16 protein-coding genes and 1 pseudogene are annotated in these 15290 nt (G+C 70.1%); 5 read left to right on the top strand and 12 right to left on the bottom strand.

Annotation, left to right across the window (positions count from 1 at the left end):
- Positions 1 to 3 precede the first annotated feature (3 nt).
- Entirely contained in the window at positions 4 to 630 is a 627-nt protein-coding gene (locus ACLQ2O_RS07620; protein ID WP_425828628.1) for a hypothetical protein, read from the top strand.
- Here the strand turns inward: ACLQ2O_RS07620 and ACLQ2O_RS07615 are convergent.
- The 11 genes and pseudogenes from ACLQ2O_RS07615 to ACLQ2O_RS07565 all read right to left on the bottom strand — a co-directional run bounded on the left by ACLQ2O_RS07615 (position 623) and on the right by ACLQ2O_RS07565 (position 10750).
- A complete protein-coding gene (locus tag ACLQ2O_RS07615) occupies positions 623 to 2074 on the bottom strand; it encodes an NADH-quinone oxidoreductase subunit N (RefSeq protein ID WP_425828626.1) in 1452 nt (483 codons plus the stop codon). The two genes, ACLQ2O_RS07620 and ACLQ2O_RS07615, sit on opposite strands and share 8 nt — an antisense overlap.
- A complete protein-coding gene (locus ACLQ2O_RS07610) occupies positions 2071 to 3621 on the bottom strand; it encodes a complex I subunit 4 family protein (RefSeq protein ID WP_425828624.1) in 1551 nt (516 codons plus the stop codon). The genes ACLQ2O_RS07615 and ACLQ2O_RS07610 overlap by 4 nt, the downstream gene beginning before the upstream one ends.
- Positions 3618 to 5381 carry an NADH-quinone oxidoreductase subunit L gene (locus ACLQ2O_RS07605; protein WP_425828622.1) on the bottom strand — a complete coding sequence of 588 codons (1764 nt, stop codon included), beginning with the start codon at positions 5379 to 5381 and terminating at the stop codon, positions 3618 to 3620. The genes ACLQ2O_RS07610 and ACLQ2O_RS07605 overlap by 4 nt, the downstream gene beginning before the upstream one ends.
- Positions 5378 to 5695 (bottom strand): NADH-quinone oxidoreductase subunit NuoK, encoded by a 318-nt coding sequence (nuoK, locus tag ACLQ2O_RS07600; RefSeq protein ID WP_425828620.1) that lies wholly within the window; start codon positions 5693 to 5695, stop codon positions 5378 to 5380. The genes ACLQ2O_RS07605 and nuoK overlap by 4 nt, the downstream gene beginning before the upstream one ends.
- Positions 5695 to 6195 (bottom strand): NADH-quinone oxidoreductase subunit J family protein, encoded by a 501-nt coding sequence (locus tag ACLQ2O_RS07595; RefSeq protein ID WP_425828618.1) that lies wholly within the window; start codon positions 6193 to 6195, stop codon positions 5695 to 5697. The genes nuoK and ACLQ2O_RS07595 overlap by 1 nt, the downstream gene beginning before the upstream one ends.
- A 149-nt stretch (positions 6196 to 6344) precedes the next feature.
- Positions 6345 to 6560: pseudogene (locus tag ACLQ2O_RS07590) on the bottom strand (4Fe-4S binding protein); the annotation flags it as partial.
- 209 nt (positions 6561 to 6769) lie between these two features.
- A complete protein-coding gene (locus ACLQ2O_RS07585) occupies positions 6770 to 7282 on the bottom strand; it encodes a hypothetical protein (protein WP_425828616.1) in 513 nt (170 codons plus the stop codon).
- An 87-nt stretch (positions 7283 to 7369) separates the two neighbouring features.
- The gene (locus ACLQ2O_RS07580) at positions 7370 to 8557 is read right to left on the bottom strand and encodes an RNA polymerase sigma factor (RefSeq protein ID WP_425828614.1); all 1188 of its coding nucleotides are present in this window, start codon (positions 8555 to 8557) and stop codon (positions 7370 to 7372) included.
- Entirely contained in the window at positions 8547 to 8891 is a 345-nt protein-coding gene (locus tag ACLQ2O_RS07575) for a YciI family protein (RefSeq protein WP_425828612.1), read from the bottom strand. The genes ACLQ2O_RS07580 and ACLQ2O_RS07575 overlap by 11 nt, the downstream gene beginning before the upstream one ends.
- A 42-nt stretch (positions 8892 to 8933) precedes the next feature.
- Entirely contained in the window at positions 8934 to 10097 is a 1164-nt protein-coding gene (locus tag ACLQ2O_RS07570; protein ID WP_425828610.1) for a sensor histidine kinase, read from the bottom strand.
- Positions 10094 to 10750, bottom strand: a complete 657-nt coding sequence (locus tag ACLQ2O_RS07565; protein ID WP_425828608.1) for a response regulator transcription factor — start codon at positions 10748 to 10750, stop codon at positions 10094 to 10096. The genes ACLQ2O_RS07570 and ACLQ2O_RS07565 overlap by 4 nt, the downstream gene beginning before the upstream one ends.
- A 131-nt stretch (positions 10751 to 10881) precedes the next feature.
- Here ACLQ2O_RS07565 and ACLQ2O_RS07560 point away from each other — a divergent pair, with 131 nt between their 5' ends.
- Genes ACLQ2O_RS07560 through ACLQ2O_RS07545 form a run of 4 tightly spaced genes read left to right on the top strand, consistent with a single transcriptional unit; the run spans position 10882 to position 14304 of the window.
- Positions 10882 to 11397 (top strand): hypothetical protein, encoded by a 516-nt coding sequence (locus tag ACLQ2O_RS07560; RefSeq protein ID WP_425828606.1) that lies wholly within the window; start codon positions 10882 to 10884, stop codon positions 11395 to 11397.
- Positions 11394 to 12443 (top strand): efflux RND transporter periplasmic adaptor subunit, encoded by a 1050-nt coding sequence (locus tag ACLQ2O_RS07555; RefSeq protein WP_425828604.1) that lies wholly within the window; start codon positions 11394 to 11396, stop codon positions 12441 to 12443. Before ACLQ2O_RS07560 ends, ACLQ2O_RS07555 begins: the two co-directional genes overlap by 4 nt.
- Entirely contained in the window at positions 12440 to 13105 is a 666-nt protein-coding gene (locus tag ACLQ2O_RS07550; protein ID WP_425828602.1) for an ABC transporter ATP-binding protein, read from the top strand. Before ACLQ2O_RS07555 ends, ACLQ2O_RS07550 begins: the two co-directional genes overlap by 4 nt.
- Positions 13102 to 14304, top strand: a complete 1203-nt coding sequence (locus ACLQ2O_RS07545; protein WP_425828600.1) for an ABC transporter permease — start codon at positions 13102 to 13104, stop codon at positions 14302 to 14304. Before ACLQ2O_RS07550 ends, ACLQ2O_RS07545 begins: the two co-directional genes overlap by 4 nt.
- A 23-nt stretch (positions 14305 to 14327) precedes the next feature.
- Here ACLQ2O_RS07545 and ACLQ2O_RS07540 read toward each other — a convergent pair whose 3' ends face one another.
- The gene (locus ACLQ2O_RS07540) at positions 14328 to 15278 is read right to left on the bottom strand and encodes a complex I subunit 1/NuoH family protein (RefSeq protein WP_425828598.1); all 951 of its coding nucleotides are present in this window, start codon (positions 15276 to 15278) and stop codon (positions 14328 to 14330) included.
- Between the last annotated feature and the right edge of the window lie 12 nt (positions 15279 to 15290).

The raw sequence follows: 15290 nt of genomic DNA, 5'->3' as shown, positions 1-15290 counted from the left end.
TGGGTGATCACTGACCAGCAGCGACGAGACCGCGGACTCCGGACGATCGCCGAGATCCTCGAACTGGCCGAGAGCGGAACGGTGGTGCTCGATCCGTACTCGGTGCTGATCGGCGCCGGCGTCGTCCTGGGCAAGGAGAACGTCCTGTACCCGGGGGTCGTGATCGAGTGCGCCGAGGACGGGACCTGCGTGCTGGGCGACCGGAACACGTTGCTGCCCGGAACCTTCGTCTCCGTCGGCCCCGGCGGATCTGTTGCTATTAGCAACGACGCGAGGATTGGCGAGGGCGGCGCCCGGATCGTCGCTGCCGGCAACGAGGTGACGATCGGGAACGGTGCGAGGTTGAGCAGCGGTGCCCTGGTGGTCGCCCCCGTCGAGCTCGGTGACGGCTGCCAGGTCCTCGGCCAGATCACCGCGCAGGACGTCGTCCTCGCCGGCGGCATGGACCACACTCACCCCGACCCGGACCACCGAGGCGCGGTCCTCAAGGGCTTCGGCAAGGCGCAGGGCGTGCAGCTGGGTGTGGGCGAGGTCGTCAACGGCGCCGGCAACTTCGACGACGCTCCCGTCGAACGCCAACGCCACTACCACCCGAACGCACCCCACCTGAGCGAGCCGACTGCTAGTTGAGCAGCGCGAACAGCGTCGCCGGCAGCACCGAGAACACCACGGCCACCGCGGTGCACGCGGTGATCACCGTGACGGCGGAATTCTCGATGTTCACCGAGAACGGGGTTTCCGAGGGGCTGCGGAAGAGCTCGGCGACCCAGCGCAGGTAGACCGCCAGGCCGATCATCACGTTCACGGCCATCACGATCGCCAGCCACAGCAGGTTGGCGTCGATCACCGACTGGAACGCCGCGAGCTTGGTGAACAAACCCGCCAGGCCCGGCGGCAGGCCCGCGAGGACCACCAGGAAGAAGACCAGCGCGGCCGCCAGGCCGGGCTCGGAGCGCAGCATGCCTTGGTAGTCGGTCAGCAAACCGGCGGGCCGGTGGCGTTGGACCACGGCGACGGCGCCGAAGGCTCCCAGCGTGACGACGACGTACGCCGCCAAGTACGCGACGACGGCTTGGGCGTCACCGACGGCCAACGGCGCGAGCAGGAAGCCGACCTGCCCGATCGACGACCAGGCGAGCAGCCGGACCGCGTAGCGCTGGCGGAGAGCGGCCACGTTGCCCACGGTCATCGTGACGGCGGCGAGGATCGCCAGCGCGAGGCGGAGGTCGACGCCGCTCGGCGCGATGCCGTAGATGACCAGCACCAGAAGGCCGGCAACACCCGCCGACTTGGAGACGACCGCGAGGAACGCCGCGACCTCGACGGGCGCGCCGGCGTACGTGTCGGGAAGCCAGCCGTGGAACGGCACCGCGGCGATCTTGAACGCGAAGCCGACCACGACGAACAGCACCGCCACGAACGCGACCCGGCGCAGCGAGGGATCGAGGCCAGGGACGCGCGCGGCGAGGGTCTGCAGGTAGAGCGTGCCGGTCACGCCGTACAGGTACGAGATGCCGAAGAGCATCACCGCTGTCGACAGGACCGAGACGAAGAAGGCCTTCAGCGCTCCCTCGGAGCCGCGACGATCCCGACGAAGCGCGACCATCGCGAAGCTCGGCAGCGAGACGACCTCGAGCGCGATCACCATCGTCGCGAGGTCACGCGCACCGGCGAGCACGGTCGCGCCGACCAGCGCACTCAGCAGGAGGAAGTGGTACTCCCCCACCGGGATGTCGCGATCGAGCAGCTGGTACGCCGAAAGCCAGACGACCCCGAGCCCACCGATCAGCAGCACGGCCCACAGCCCGGCGGTCAGCGGCTCGAAGATCAGGCTGCACTCGGCCGGCCCCTCGACCGCCGGACGGCAAAAACCAGGGCGGAACTCGTTCTGCTGGGTGACCACGAAGGCCAATCCGAACAGGATCGCTCCGCTGCTCACCAGCGAAAGGCTCAGGTGCCGCCAGCGCGACGAGCCGGCACCCCAGAAGCTGTCGATCATCAGGACGGCGACGGCGCCGAGCGCGAGGACCAGCGGGACGATGATCGCCTGCCAGTCGGTCCAGGTCATCGTCATAGGAACGTCCAGTGGTCGAGCAGCAGCCAGGGACACAGCCCGAGCACGACGGTCAGCACGACCAGCGGCGCCCAGGTGACGAGCTCGATCCGGCTCAGGTCGACGGCGAACGCGGTCGCCGGGTGCTCGGCCGGGTCGCCCTGGCAAAGGGTGCGGATCAGGCGGAGGAAGTACGCCGCGGTCAGCACGGTCCCGAGTCCGGCGATCACCATCATCACCAGGTACGTCGTCCGCGGCAGCCCGTCGGCGGGCCGGAACGCGCCCATCAGCGCGAGCATCTCGCCCCAGAACCCGGCCAGCCCGGGCAGCCCGAGCGAGGCCAGGCAGGCGAACGTCAGCAACCCGCTGATCCGCGGCAGCCGCGCGTACAGCGCCCGGCCGATCGCGCGCAGGTCGCTGGTGTCGTGCCGGTCCTTGATCGCGCCGGCCAGGAAGAACAGCAGGCCGGTGATCACGCCGTGCGCGATGTTCGCGAACAGGGCGCCGGCGACGCCCTCGGGCGACATCGTCGCGATGCCGAGGCCGATGAAGCCCATGTGCCCGACCGAGGAGTAGGCGATCAGCCGTTTCACGTCGGTCTGCGCCAGGCAGGCCAGCGAGCCCGCGACGATCGCCATCGTGGAGAAGCCCGCCAGGTATGGCGCGATCGTCGCGGTCGCGTCGGGCAGGACGGGCAGCAGGATCCGGACCAGGCCGTAGCTCCCGAGCTTCAGCAGTACGCCGGCCAGCAGGACCGAGCCGACCGTCGGCGCCTTGGCATGCGCGTCGGGGAGCCAGATGTGCAGCGGCCAGAGCGGCATCTTCACGGCCAGGCCGAGCGTGATCAGGATCGCCGCGGCCAGCGCCGTACCGTGCCCGCCGGTGACCGGGAACTGACCGAGCAGCTCGAGGTCGAAGGTGCCCGCGGTGCGGTAGAGCAGCAGGAAGCCGACCAGCATGACGGCTGAGCCGAGCACGGTCATCAGCACGAACGTGGTCGCCGCGCGGCGCCGTCCGGCCGGGTCGTGATGGTCGCCCCAGACGTCGATGACGAGCCACATCGGGATCAGCACGACCTCGAAGAACAGGAAGAACAGGATCAGGTCGGCGGCCGCGAAGGTGCCGATCACGCCGGTCTCGATCACCAGCAGCAGCGCGATCAGCGAGCGGGTGCGGCCGACGCGTGGGGTGATCCGCAGGGAGTAGAAACAGCAGAGGAAGACCAGGAGCGCGGTCAGCATGATCAGCGGCAGCGAGATGCTGTCCACGGCGAGGTGGAAGCGCACGTCGAGCGCGGGGATCCAGGTCAGGTCGGTCTCGGCGAAGGCGTAGAGCCGGCCGGGCAGATCACCCCGGTCGTTCGGGTCGGCGAAGGTTGCCTCGAGTGTGAACGGACCGCTGGGGTTCTGGAAGTTGATCCACAGCACCACCGAACCGATCAGCACCAAACCCGAGATCACCGAACCGTACAGCGCCGCGATCCGGTCGGCGGTCGACGACGGCAGGGACCACAACGCCAGAGCCGCGAGCACCGGCAACGCCAGGATGCTCAGCAGTACGCCGTTCACGCGCCGATCACCCCCGCCAGGATCGCCAGCGCGATCACCCCGGCGACCGCCAACGTCAGGTAGGTCTGCACGTTGCCCGTCTGCAGCAACCGGAACCCCTGCGACGCGAGCGTTCCCGCCCGCCCGATCCCGCGCACGTACCCTCCGACGACGTCCCGGTCCCCCAGAACGGCGAGCTTCGCGAACCACCGCACCGGCACGACCACAGCCTTCCCGTACGCCGTGTCGACGCCGAACTCCTGCTCCAGCACCACCGGCCGCGGATCAGCTCCGCGCTGCCACAGCGAGTACGCCGGGAGCGCGCCGAACACTGCCAGCGCCGTCGTCAGTCCCGCAACCGGCCAGCTCACGTGCACGCCGTCGGCGTACCCGAGCCCGATCGCGCCGACCGCCAGCAGCACCAACGGCCCCAGCATCAGCCAGGACCCGTCACGCAGCTTCGAGGTATCGGGATCTTCCGCGTCGGCCATCGCGTCGTCGTCCTCGAACGCGCCGAGCGCACCGGCCAGCGCAGGCGTCCGGAAGAAGATCCACAGCCACAGCCGCACGCAGTAGAACGCGGTCATCGCGGCGGTCAGGCAGACCGACACCAGCACGATCCAGCCCACCGTCGACCCGTCCCGAGCGTGGTGCCAGGCGGCCTCGACCACCGAGTCCTTGGAGAAGAACCCAGCGAACCCCGGTACGCCGGCCAGCGCCGCGAGCCCGATCGTCATCGTCACGAACGTCACCGGCATCGCCTTGCGCAGCACACCGCGACGCGTGTACCTCCGCAGTACGACGAACGCCGCGCTGCCGACCTGGTGCAGCAGCACGCCGGCGCAGAGGAACAGCAGCCCCTTGAACGCGGCGTGCGTGACCAGGTGGAACAGCGCGGCGTGCCGGCCGTCCACCGTCCCGAGCGAGAGCCCGGCGAACATGATCGCGAGCTGGCTGACCGTCGACCAGGCCAGAACGCGCTTCACCTCGACCGCGGCCATCGCGCAGAGCGCCGCGAACAGCATCGTCACGCAGGCGACGACGGCCAGGATCCTCAGCGTCGTCTCGGCCGCGACGAACACGTCGTACAGGCGGGCGATCAGGAAGACACCGGCCGCGACCATGGTGGCCGCGTGGATCAGGGCGCTGACCGGGCTCGGACCGGGCATCGCGTCCGGGAGCCAGGTCTGCAGCGGGACCTGCGCCGACTTGCCGACCACGCCGACGAGCAGCAGCACGGTCCCGACCGTCAGCGCCGTCGGGGAGATCGAGCTGCCGCTGAGCTCGGAGATCCGGAAGGTCCCGGCGCCGAGGCCGAGCACGAAGATGCCGAACAGGAAGCCGACGTCGCCGAGCCGCGTGACCAGGAACGCCTTCATCGCGCCGGCGCGGGCGTCGCGGCGCTCCCAGTAGTGACTGATCAGCAGGTACGAGCAGGCGCCCATGACCTCCCAGCCGATCAGCAGCAGGAACAGGCTGTCGGAGATCACCACGGTGACCATCGCGGCGGTGAAGAGCGTGACGAGTGCCGTGTACGACGCGACGCGCTCGTGCAGGTAGCTGATCGAGTAGACCTGGACACACGTCGAGACCACACCGACGACGGCCAGCAGCAGCACGGTCAGGTCGTCGGTGCGGACGTCGAAGGTCCAGAACGCGGCGCCGACGCCGGTGCCCGGGAACGAGGTGACCTGCGGGTCGACGCCGTACAGCAGGATCGCGCTCAGGATCAACAGCAGCGAGAAGCCGACGCCGAGCACGCGCCAGGTGGTCGCGATCACTGCTCGACCCCCTCGCGCAGGTCGCGCGCGGCATCCGCGTCGACGTGCCCGTGGCCGCGGAACAGCAGCAGCACGATCGCGAGGCCCAGCCCGATCTCGGCCGCGGCGATGGTGATCACGAAGATCGCCAGCGTCTGACCGGTGGCCAGGCCGTCGAGGCGCCAGGCGTCGAAGGCGACCAAGTTGAGGTTGACGGCGTTGAGCATCAGCTCGAACGACATCAGCACGGTGATCGCGTTGCGGCGCGCGAGCACGCCGTACACGCCCAGGCAGAACAGGACGACCGCGAGCAGCAGCGGGAGAACGAGGGGCATCAGTTCTCCTTCTTGCCCGAGCGCTGCGACAGCACGATCGCGCCGATCAGAGCAGCCAGGAGGAGAACGGACAGTACTTCGAACGGCAGCACCCAGGTCCGGAACACGGCGTTCCCGATCGCTTCGGCGGATCCGTCCGGTACCGGCTTGATCTTTTCGTTGCCAAAAGCAACGACTACGCCGGCGCCGAGGACGAGCGCCAGTACGCCGGCGACGACCGCGGCGAACGGACTGCGGTGCGTGGTCAGCGCCGGCAACGGGTTGGTCGGGGCCTTGGTCAGCATCAGCGCGAAGAGGACCAGGACGACGATCGCGCCGACGTACACGAGGATCTGGACCAGTGCGACGAGCTCCGCGTGCAGTGCGCCGAAGCAGCCGGCGACGGCGCCGAGCGCGACCACCAGCCAGAGCGCTGCGTGCACGATCCGGCGCGACGTGACGACCATGATGCTCGCGAACAGCGCCACCGCCCCCGCGATGGCGAAGAGCGCTGTGGTCACTCGTCGCTCCCCGGCTCGATCACCGGCTCGACGACGCTCGGCCCCGGGTCGATCGGCTGCGGCGCGGGCACGGTCCACATCCAGTCGCGCAGCTTGTCCTTCTCGTGGGTCAGGTTGCGCAGCTCGGTCTCGGCGTACTCGAACTCCGGCGACCAGAACAGCGCGTCGAACGGGCACGCCTCGATGCAGATCCCGCAGTACATGCAGAGGCTGAAGTCGATCGCGAACCGGTCCAGCACGTTCCGGCTGCGCTCGCGGGCCTGCTCACCGACCGACGGCGCGGTCTCGGTGTGGGAGTCGATGTAGATGCACCAGCTCGGGCACTCGCGCGCGCAGAGCATGCAGGAGGTGCAGTTCTCCTCCATCAGCGCGATCACGCCCCGGCTGCGCGGCGGCAGCTCCGGCTGCACGTCCGGGTACTGCTCGGTGACGGCGCGGCGGGACAGTGTCTTCGCGGTGACCTTCAGACCGTCGATCAGACCCTTGCCAGGTACAGCCACGCCTCCTCCTCCGTCCGTAGGGTTTCTGAACGCTGACACTAACCGGTCTCAGCCGGTTACGCCGCGCGCAGCCGTCAGAGATCCCGCTCGAGCCGAGCCGCGACCTGCCGGTACCGGCTCACCGGCACCAGATGAACCCCTTCGAACGCGCCACTGTCCCGAATCCTGAGGACCTGCTCACAGGCCGCCTCGACCCCCGCGTCCGGGTCCCGGTCGACGGCCTCGACCAACGCGTCGGGGATCGCCAGCTGCGGCAGAGCGGTGAGCTGGCTCGTCCGGGCGCCCTCGCTCGGGTCGTCGCCGTGGACGAAGAGGAACTGCTCGACGCCGTACGCCGCCGCCGTCAGCAGGTCGCGGCGCAGGCCGAGCAGGTTGCGGTCGCGGGAGTTCAGGCAGGCGATGCCGCGGGCGCCCATCGCCTGGACCTCGTTCGCGACCGCGACGCTCGACACGGTCGCGCGGCCGATGTGGTTGTCGGGGATCAGGAAACCGTCGGCGATCGGGCTCATCACACCGATCTGGTGCCGGACCTTCTTCAGGTCCGGCCGGGTCGGCGGCTCCACCTCGCAGATCAGCTCGAAGCTCATAGCCGCCGACCCTACTGGCTCGGCCCTTGGTGAAGGCCGGGTTGTCCACAGCTCAGTACCAGTCGTTGTCGCCGTTCATGAGGCCACTCATCGGGCGGCCAGGCGGTACCGGAGGAACGCTTGCTCGGCCGCGTTGCCGGTCAGGTCGAGGGCGGCCTGCCAGGCGGCTCTGGCCTCGGCCGGGCGCTGGAGGCGCTGGAGGAGGTCGGCGCGGATGGCGTGGAAGAGGTAGAAGCCGCTGAGGTCCAGAGCGTCGACCAGGGCGAGTGCCTCGGCTGGGCCGTTCAGCTCGGCTACGGCGACCGCCCTGTTGAGCGCCACGACCGGTGTGGGGGCCAGGGTCAGCAGGTGGTCGTAGAGCTGGACGATCTGGGACCAGTCCGTCGGCGGGTCGCTGTGGACGGCGTTGATGGCTGCCTGGAGCTGGTAGGGACCTGGTTGGTCGCGGCGCAGGCAACGGCGTACCAGGTCTTGGCCCTCGGCTATGAGCTGCTGGTCCCACAGCCGGCGGTCCTGCTCGGGCAGGGGGATCAGTCGGCCGTCCACCTGTCGGGCCGGCGTGCGGGAGTGCTGGAGGAGCATCAGGGCCAGCAGGCCGGCCGCCTCGGGCTCGTCGGGCATCAGCTCGACCAGGAGCCGGCCGAGCCGGATCGCCTCGGTGCAGAGGTCGGTGCGGATCAGGTCGTCGCCGGACGAGGCGGCGTACCCCTCGTTGAAGACCAGGTAGACCACGGCTAGGACGCCGCGGACCCGCTCGGGCAGGTCGGCGTCGTACGGGATCCGGTACGGGATGCCGGCCGTGCGGATCTTCGCCTTCGCCCTGACGAGTCGCTGGGCCATCGTTGGCTCCGGGACGAGGAAGGCGTGGGCGATCTCCGCCGTACTGAGTCCACCGAGCAGGCGAAGCGTCAGCGCGACCCTGACGTTCAAGGCGAGCGCCGGGTGGCAGCAGGTGAAGATGAGCCGCAGGCGGTCGTCGTGCACCGGGCCCTCCTCCACTGGTTCGGCCTGGGCATGCAGCAGCGCCGCCTGGGCGTACTTGTCCTCGCGCGCCGCCTCCCGGCGGAGGCGGTCGATCGCGCGGTTGCGGGCGGTCGTGATGATCCACCCGGCCGGGCTGGGCGGCAGGCCCTGCTCCGGCCAGCGCTCGAGCGCGGTGGTGAACGCCTCCTGAACGGCGTCCTCGGCGATGTCCAGGTCCCCGAACGAGCGCGCCAGTACGGCGACCGCCCGCCCGTGCTCGCGCCGGAACACCGCGGCGACGTCAACCGGCAAAGGGACGGACCTCCACCGGAAGGGCGATCAGGATCTTCGCCAGCCGGCGCGCCCAGACCAGTGCGGCATCCAGGTCCTCCACGTCGATCACCGTGAACCCCCCGACGTGTTCCTTGCCTTCGGTGAACGGCCCGTCGGTCACCAGCAGCTCGTCGCCCTGCTGCTGCACCACGGTCGAGGACTCCGGCGGGTGCAGCCCCGCGCTGAAGACCCAGGCGCCTGCAGTGCGCAGGTCGTCGTTCCACACCGACAGCTGTTCCATCACCGGCGCCAGAAACTCGTCGTCCGGCACCACGCCGTCCGGCTGGTAGATGCTGAGCAGGTACTGCGTCATCTCGACCTCCTGGTGAGTGCTGTACCCACTACACGAACAGCATCAGCCCGGATCGACAGGTAGCGACACCACGATCTTCAGCCCTCCGCCGTCGCGCGGAGCGGCCTGCACAGTCCCACCGTGCGCCTCCGCCACCGACCGCACGATCGACAGCCCCAGCCCGGCCCCCTGCGCCCCGACCATCCTGTCCGCCCCCAGCCGCCGGAACGGCGTGAACAGCCCCTCCACCTCGTACGGCGGAACGTCCGGCCCGGTGTTGCTCACCTCCACCTCGACCCGCCCGCCCGCCGCTTCCCTGCTGGTCACCCGCACCCACCCGTCCTCCACGTTGTGCCGGACCGCGTTCTCCACCAGGTTGTGCACCAGCCGCTCGAGCAGCAACGCGTCACCGACCGTCGGAGCATCGTCCGCCTCGGCAGTCACCCGTACGCCGGCCGCAGTCGCCTCACGCGTCAGCTGCGCGACGACGTGGCTGATCACGTCGGCCAGGTTGACCGGGTACACCGCGGCCAGCTGCTTCTCCGAGTCGGCCAGCACCAGCAGCCCGCTGATCAGCTGCTCGTGCCGGGCGTTGAGCTCCAACAGGCTCTCGCCGAGCTGCTGCACGTCGGCCGAGGCCGTCTTGCGGTGCATCGCGATCTCGACCAGCGCGCGGCCGAGCGTGAGCGGCGTACGGAGCTCGTGGGAGGCGTTCGCGACGAAGCGGCGCTGGCCGTCGAAGGACTGGTCCAGCCGCTCGACCATGGTGTCGAAGGCGTCGGCGAGGTTCTTCACCTCGTCGTCAGGGCCGTCGAGAGCGATCCGTTCGTGCAGGCCGCGACCCGCTGCGGGCGCCGCGGCGATCCGGCGGGCGGTGTCCGTGACCCGGTGCAGCGGGGCGAGGACGCGCCCCGCGACGATCCAGCCGAAGCCGGCTGCCAGGCTGCCGACGAGGACCAGCGCGATGCTGCCCTGGACCAGCAGGGACTGCGTGGCCGCGGCCTTCACGTCCCGGCGCTGCTCGTCCACCAGCCGCTCGATCTCCGGACTGTCCAGCGCGCCGCCTGGCGTCGTACTGGCACCAGACTGGAAGGTGCCCTTGATCAGCACCCGCTGGTCCTTGCCGAGCTCCTGGCTGAACAGCAGGTAGGTCACCCCCAGCAGCAGCACCCCGGCGACCATGAACAGCCCGCCGTAGATCAGCGTCAGCCGCGTCCGCAGCCTCATGGGATCCGGTACCCGACGCCGGTCACGGTCTCCACCACACCGGGCTCCCCCAGCTTCCGCCGGAGCTTGAGGATCGTCAGCCGCACCGCTCCGGTGAACGGGTCCACGTGCTCGTCCCACGCCTTCTCCAGCAGTTGCTCGGCCGACACCGTCGCTCCATCCGCTCTGAGCAGCTCAGCCAGTACGGCGAACTCCTTCTTCGACAGCGGGACGTAGCGGCCGTCCCGGAACACCTCATGGCGTGCCGGGTCCAGCGTCAGCCCGGCTCTCCGTAGTACTGGCGGGTCAGCCGGTCTGCTGCGACGCCCTAGCGCCAGCACCCGGGCTGCCAGCTCGGTGAAGGCGAACGGCTTGGTCAGGTAGTCGTCGGCGCCCAGACCGAGCCCTTCGACCCGGTCGGTGACAGCTGCTGCTGCCGTGAGCATCAGGACCCGGGTCGGCGAGCCGGACTCGACCAGCTGGCGGCAGACGTCGTCGCCGTGCACGACCGGGATGTCCCGGTCCAGCACCAGTACGTCGTACTCGTTGATGCCCAGGCGCTCCAGCGCGGCAGCGCCGTCCCCGGCGACATCGACCGCGTGGGTCTCGTCGCGCAGCCACTCGGCGATCGCTGCCGCCAGCAACGGTTCGTCCTCGACCACCAGTACCCGCACGCCTCGCCGCCTTCCGTTCTCGCCATCATCCCCGACCGCGTGTTTCCTCCGCGTTGGCGGACGCGGAAACGGTCGGGAAACGGGCTGCTGGCTTGGCTGGTGGAGACCGAACCACCTGTTGAGGAGAACTCATGAAACGACTGTCTGTGCTGGCTGCTCTGCTGGTACTCGCCCTGACCGGCTGCGGATCCGATCCGGAGACCGGCGAGGTCGCATCCGGCGGGACCTCCTCCTCGGAGCCGAGCACCAGTGCCGGCGCCGAGGCCGCGCCGGAGAACCTGAGCCAGGACGAGAAGGGTGTGAAGTTCGCCCAGTGCCTGCGCGAGCACGGCCTCGACATCGCCGACCCCGAACCGGGCAAGGGGATCCAGCTCAAGGTCGGGCCCGAGTCCGGGCTGAGCCGCGAGCAGGTCGATCAGGCGATGGAGGACTGCCGCAAGTACAACCCGCAGGGCGAGAGCGGGCCGAACCCGCAGCAGGAGGAGAACGGCCGCAAGTTCGCCGAGTGCATGCGCAAGAACGGCGTCGAGAAGTTCCCGGACCCCAAGCCCGGGCAGCGCGGCATCATGATCGACCAGGAGACCGGCAGCGACCCGGACCTCGAGAAGGCGCAGGCCGCCTGCCAGAGCATCCTGGCCGGCAAATGAGGGCTCGGACGACCTGGACGGCGGCCGCCGTACTGGCTGCTGGTGGGGTGCTCAGCGCCTTACTGCTCACCAGGACCGACAGCAGCCAGGCCGCTGACCAGGCTGAGCCGCTGAGCACGGCCAAGGTCACTCAGCAGACGTTGAAGGACACGGAGTCCGCCGATGGTGAGCTGGGCTACGGGACGGCGAGCACTGCGGTGGGGCGGCGCGCTGGGACGGTGACCGCGTTGCCGGAGAGCGGGCAGCTGCTCCACCGGGGGCAGACGCTCTACTCGGTCGACAACTCGCCTACGTCGTTGATGTACGGCGCGCTGCCGGCGTACCGGCGGCTCGGTGTCGACAGTGAGGGGCAGGACGTGCTGCAGCTCGAGCAGAACCTTGCGGCTCTTGGGTACGACGGGTTCACGGTGGACGACGAGTACACCGCCAACACTGCCGAGGCTGTCGAGGAGTGGCAGGAGGACCGGGGGCTGTCGGAGACGGGGGCTGTTGAGCTGGGGCAGGTGGTGTTTGCTGCCGGGCCGGTACGGGTGGACAGCGTCACCGCTCGGGTGGGTGCTCCGATCGGGCCCGGGCAGACCGTGCTCACCTACACCGGGACGCGGAAGGCTGTGACCGTCCGGCTGGAGGCTGCTGACCTGCGGCTGGCCAAGAAGGGCGCTGCGGTGAGTGTTTCGCTGCCGGACGACAGCGCGGTGCCGGGCAAGGTCGAGAAGGTGTCGAGGGTGATCGTGCCGGCCACCGGGCAGGACCAGGAGCCGACCACCGAGCTCGAGGTGATCGTTGCCATCGACAACCAGAAGGCGCTGGCCGCGTACCCGACGGCGGCCGTCGACGTGAGCTTCGTCGCCTCGGAACGCCGGAACGTGCTGACCGTGCCGGTCGCTGCGCTGCTCGCGTTGAGCGAGGGCGGGTTCGGGGTGGAGGTGAGCGACGCCTCCGGTTCGCGCTACGTGCCGGTGAAGACGGGGTTGTTCGCCGGCGGCCGGGTGGAGATCTCCGGTGGCGGGATCAAGGCCGGGGACGCCGTGGGGGTGCCGAAGTGATCGCGCTCGACGAGGTGACGAAGGTCTACCCGGGCGGCGTCACGGCGCTCGGCGGGGTGACGCTGCGGATCGCCCCCGGCGAACTGGTCGCGATCGTCGGGCCGTCCGGGTCCGGCAAGTCGACGATGCTCAACGTGCTCGGCACGCTCGACCGGCCGACCTCGGGATCTGTCCGGCTCGACTCGTACGACGTCGCGCAGCTGTCCGACGCCGGCTTGTCGGCGCTGCGGGCGAGCCGGATCGGTTTCGTGTTCCAGCAGTTCCACCTGGCGTCCGGCGTACGGGCGATCGACAACGTCGCCGACGGGCTGCTCTACTCCGGCCTCCGCTCCCGCGAACGCCGCCACCGAGCCGCCGCCGCGCTGGACCGCGTCGGCCTCTCCCACCGCGTCGACCACGAGCCCCACGAGCTCTCCGGCGGCGAGCGCCAACGAGTAGCCATCGCCCGAGCCGTCGCCGGCGACCCCGCGATCCTCCTCGCCGACGAGCCCACCGGCGCTCTCGACTCCCACTCCGGCGCCGGCGTCATGCACCTCTTCCACACCCTCAACCAGGCCGGCACCACGGTCGTCGTCATCACCCACGACCGAGACATCGCAGCCTCTCTCCCCCGCCAGATCCACATGCGGGACGGCCACATCACCGAGGAGGTGAACCGATGAGGGAGGTACTTCGGCCGGCCCGGTTGTGGCCTGGGGACGTGCTGAAGGTGGGAGCTGTCGGGTTGAGGACCCGGCCGCTGCGGGCGTTCCTCTCCGCGCTCGGGATCGCGATCGGGATTGCCGCGATGGTTTCCGTGGTGGGGATCTCCTCGTCGTCGCGGGCCGAGCTGGATGCGACGTTGGACGCTCTCGGCACCAACCTGCTGACCGTAGAGCCGGGGACGCGGTTGACCGGTGAGCAGGCGGAGCTGCCGATGGCGGCCGAGGGGATGGTCGGGCGGATCGGACCGGTCAGGGCGCAGTCGGCGATCGGGCGGGTGGACGACGCGAACGTGTACCGGACCGGGAAGATCCCCGTCGTCGAGACCAACGGCATCGTCCCGTACGCCACCCGCACGGATCTGCTCGACACCATCGGCGGCACGATCCGCAGCGGCAGGTGGCTCGACGCCGCGACCGGCGCCTACCCGGCGACCGTGCTCGGCGCGGCGGCGGCCGAGCGGCTCGGGATCACCCGTGCGGGACCGGACACCCAGATCCTGATCGGCGACGAGTGGTTCACCGTGCTCGGCGTACTGGCTCCGGCCGCGCTCGCTCCTGAGCTCGACTCGGCGGCGCTGATCGGCTGGCCGGCGGCGGGCAGCACGCTCGGCTTCGACGGGCACCCGACGAAGATCTACACCCGCTCGGCCGAGCAGCAGGTGGAGGCCGTTCGCGAGGTCCTCGGCGCCACCGCCAACCCCGAGGCGCCGAACGAGGTCCAGGTCTCCCGCCCTTCAGACGCACTCGCCGCGCAGCAGGCCGCGGGCGAAGCGTTCACCGGGCTCCTGCTGGGGCTCGGCGCGGTTGCACTGCTCGTCGGCGGGGTCGGCGTCGCCAACATCATGGTGATCTCGGTGCTCGAACGCCGCGCGGAGATCGGCCTGCGCCGTTCGCTCGGCGCGACCCGCGGGCAGGTGCGGACCCAGTTCCTCACCGAGTCCCTGCTGCTGTCCGCCCTCGGTGGACTCGGCGGCGCCGCGCTCGGCAGCGGAGTCACCGCCGTCTACGCGGCGTACCAGGGCTGGCTGACGGTAATCCCCCTGTGGGCAGTCACCGGCGGCATCGCGGCCACGCTCGTGATCGGTGGGGTCGCCGGCCTCTACCCGGCGATCCGGGCGTCGAGGCTCTCCCCGACGGAGGCACTCGCCACACCCTGAAGCCAGTACGCCGTACGCCCGACTCAGAGGAAGACGACGACGCCGATGCCGGTGAGTGCGAGCTGGATCAGCGCCACCGGCACCAGGCCCTGCCAGGCCAGCTTCTGCAGCTGGTCGGCGCGCAGCCGCGGGAACGCGACGCGCACCCAGATCACCACCAGCGAGACGATCGCGATCTTCAGCAGCGCCCAGATCCAGCCGATCGAGTCCGGCCCGGGGCCGCTCCAGCCGCCGAGGAACAGCACGGTCGTCAGCGCCGCGAGCACCACGATCCCGGCGTACTCGGCGAGCAGGAACAGCGCAAAGCGGAGACCGGTGTACTCCGTGTAGGGCCCGAAGATCACCTCGGAGTCCGCGACCGGCATGTCGAACGGCGGCCGCTGCAGCTCGGCGAGCCCGGCGATGAAGAAGACGACGAGACCGGGCAGCTGCCAGAGCAGCCACAACGGGTTCCACTCCTCGACGATCCCGGTGAAGCTCAACGTCCCGGCCGCGACCGCGACGCTCGCGGCCGACAGCACGAACGGCAGCTCGTAGCTCATCAGCTGCGCCGCGACCCGCAGGCCGCCGAGCAGGCTGTACTTGTTGCCGCTGGCCCAGCCGGCCATCAGCGAACCCAGGACGCCGATGCTCATCACCGCGAGCACGAAGAACAGGCCGGCGTCGAGATCGGCGCCGACGATGCCCGGCGCGATCGGGATCGCGGCAAAAGCCGCCATGTACGGCAGGATCGCGACGACCGGCGCCCACTCGAAGACGTGCTTGTCCGCGGCGGCCGGGGTGACGCTCTCCTTCTGGACGAACTTGACCCCGTCGGCGACCAGCTGCGCCCAGCCGTGGAAGCCGCCGGCGTACATCGGCCCGAGCCGCGACTGCATGTGCGCCATCACCTTGTGCTCGGCCTGACCGACCACCAGCGGCGCGACGAGGAACGCGACCAGTACGCCGACGACCCTCAGTACGAACTCGAGCATGTGCGCACCCTA

The organism is Kribbella sp. DT2 (assembly GCF_049844575.1).
Taxonomy (GTDB): domain Bacteria; phylum Actinomycetota; class Actinomycetes; order Propionibacteriales; family Kribbellaceae; genus Kribbella.
Note: the sequence above shows the minus strand (reverse complement) of the source record. Positions and strands in the feature narration are given on the sequence as shown.

Bases quoted from the DNA above. Each gene is read 5' to 3' on its own strand.
- ACLQ2O_RS07560 (WP_425828606.1), top strand. From the start codon at position 10,882: ATGAAACGACTGTCTGTGCTGGCTGCTCTGCTGGTACTCGCCCTGACC.
- ACLQ2O_RS07615 (WP_425828626.1), bottom strand. From the start codon at position 2,074: ATGACGATGACCTGGACCGACTGGCAGGCGATCATCGTCCCGCTGGTC.
- ACLQ2O_RS07570 (WP_425828610.1), bottom strand. From the start codon at position 10,097: ATGAGGCTGCGGACGCGGCTGACGCTGATCTACGGCGGGCTGTTCATG.
- ACLQ2O_RS07575 (WP_425828612.1), bottom strand. From the start codon at position 8,891: ATGACGCAGTACCTGCTCAGCATCTACCAGCCGGACGGCGTGGTGCCG.
- ACLQ2O_RS07585 (WP_425828616.1), bottom strand. From the start codon at position 7,282: ATGAGCTTCGAGCTGATCTGCGAGGTGGAGCCGCCGACCCGGCCGGAC.
- ACLQ2O_RS07545 (WP_425828600.1), top strand. From the start codon at position 13,102: ATGAGGGAGGTACTTCGGCCGGCCCGGTTGTGGCCTGGGGACGTGCTG.
- nuoK (WP_425828620.1), bottom strand. From the start codon at position 5,695: ATGCCCCTCGTTCTCCCGCTGCTGCTCGCGGTCGTCCTGTTCTGCCTG.
- ACLQ2O_RS07555 (WP_425828604.1), top strand. From the start codon at position 11,394: ATGAGGGCTCGGACGACCTGGACGGCGGCCGCCGTACTGGCTGCTGGT.
- ACLQ2O_RS07540 (WP_425828598.1), bottom strand. From the start codon at position 15,278: ATGCTCGAGTTCGTACTGAGGGTCGTCGGCGTACTGGTCGCGTTCCTC.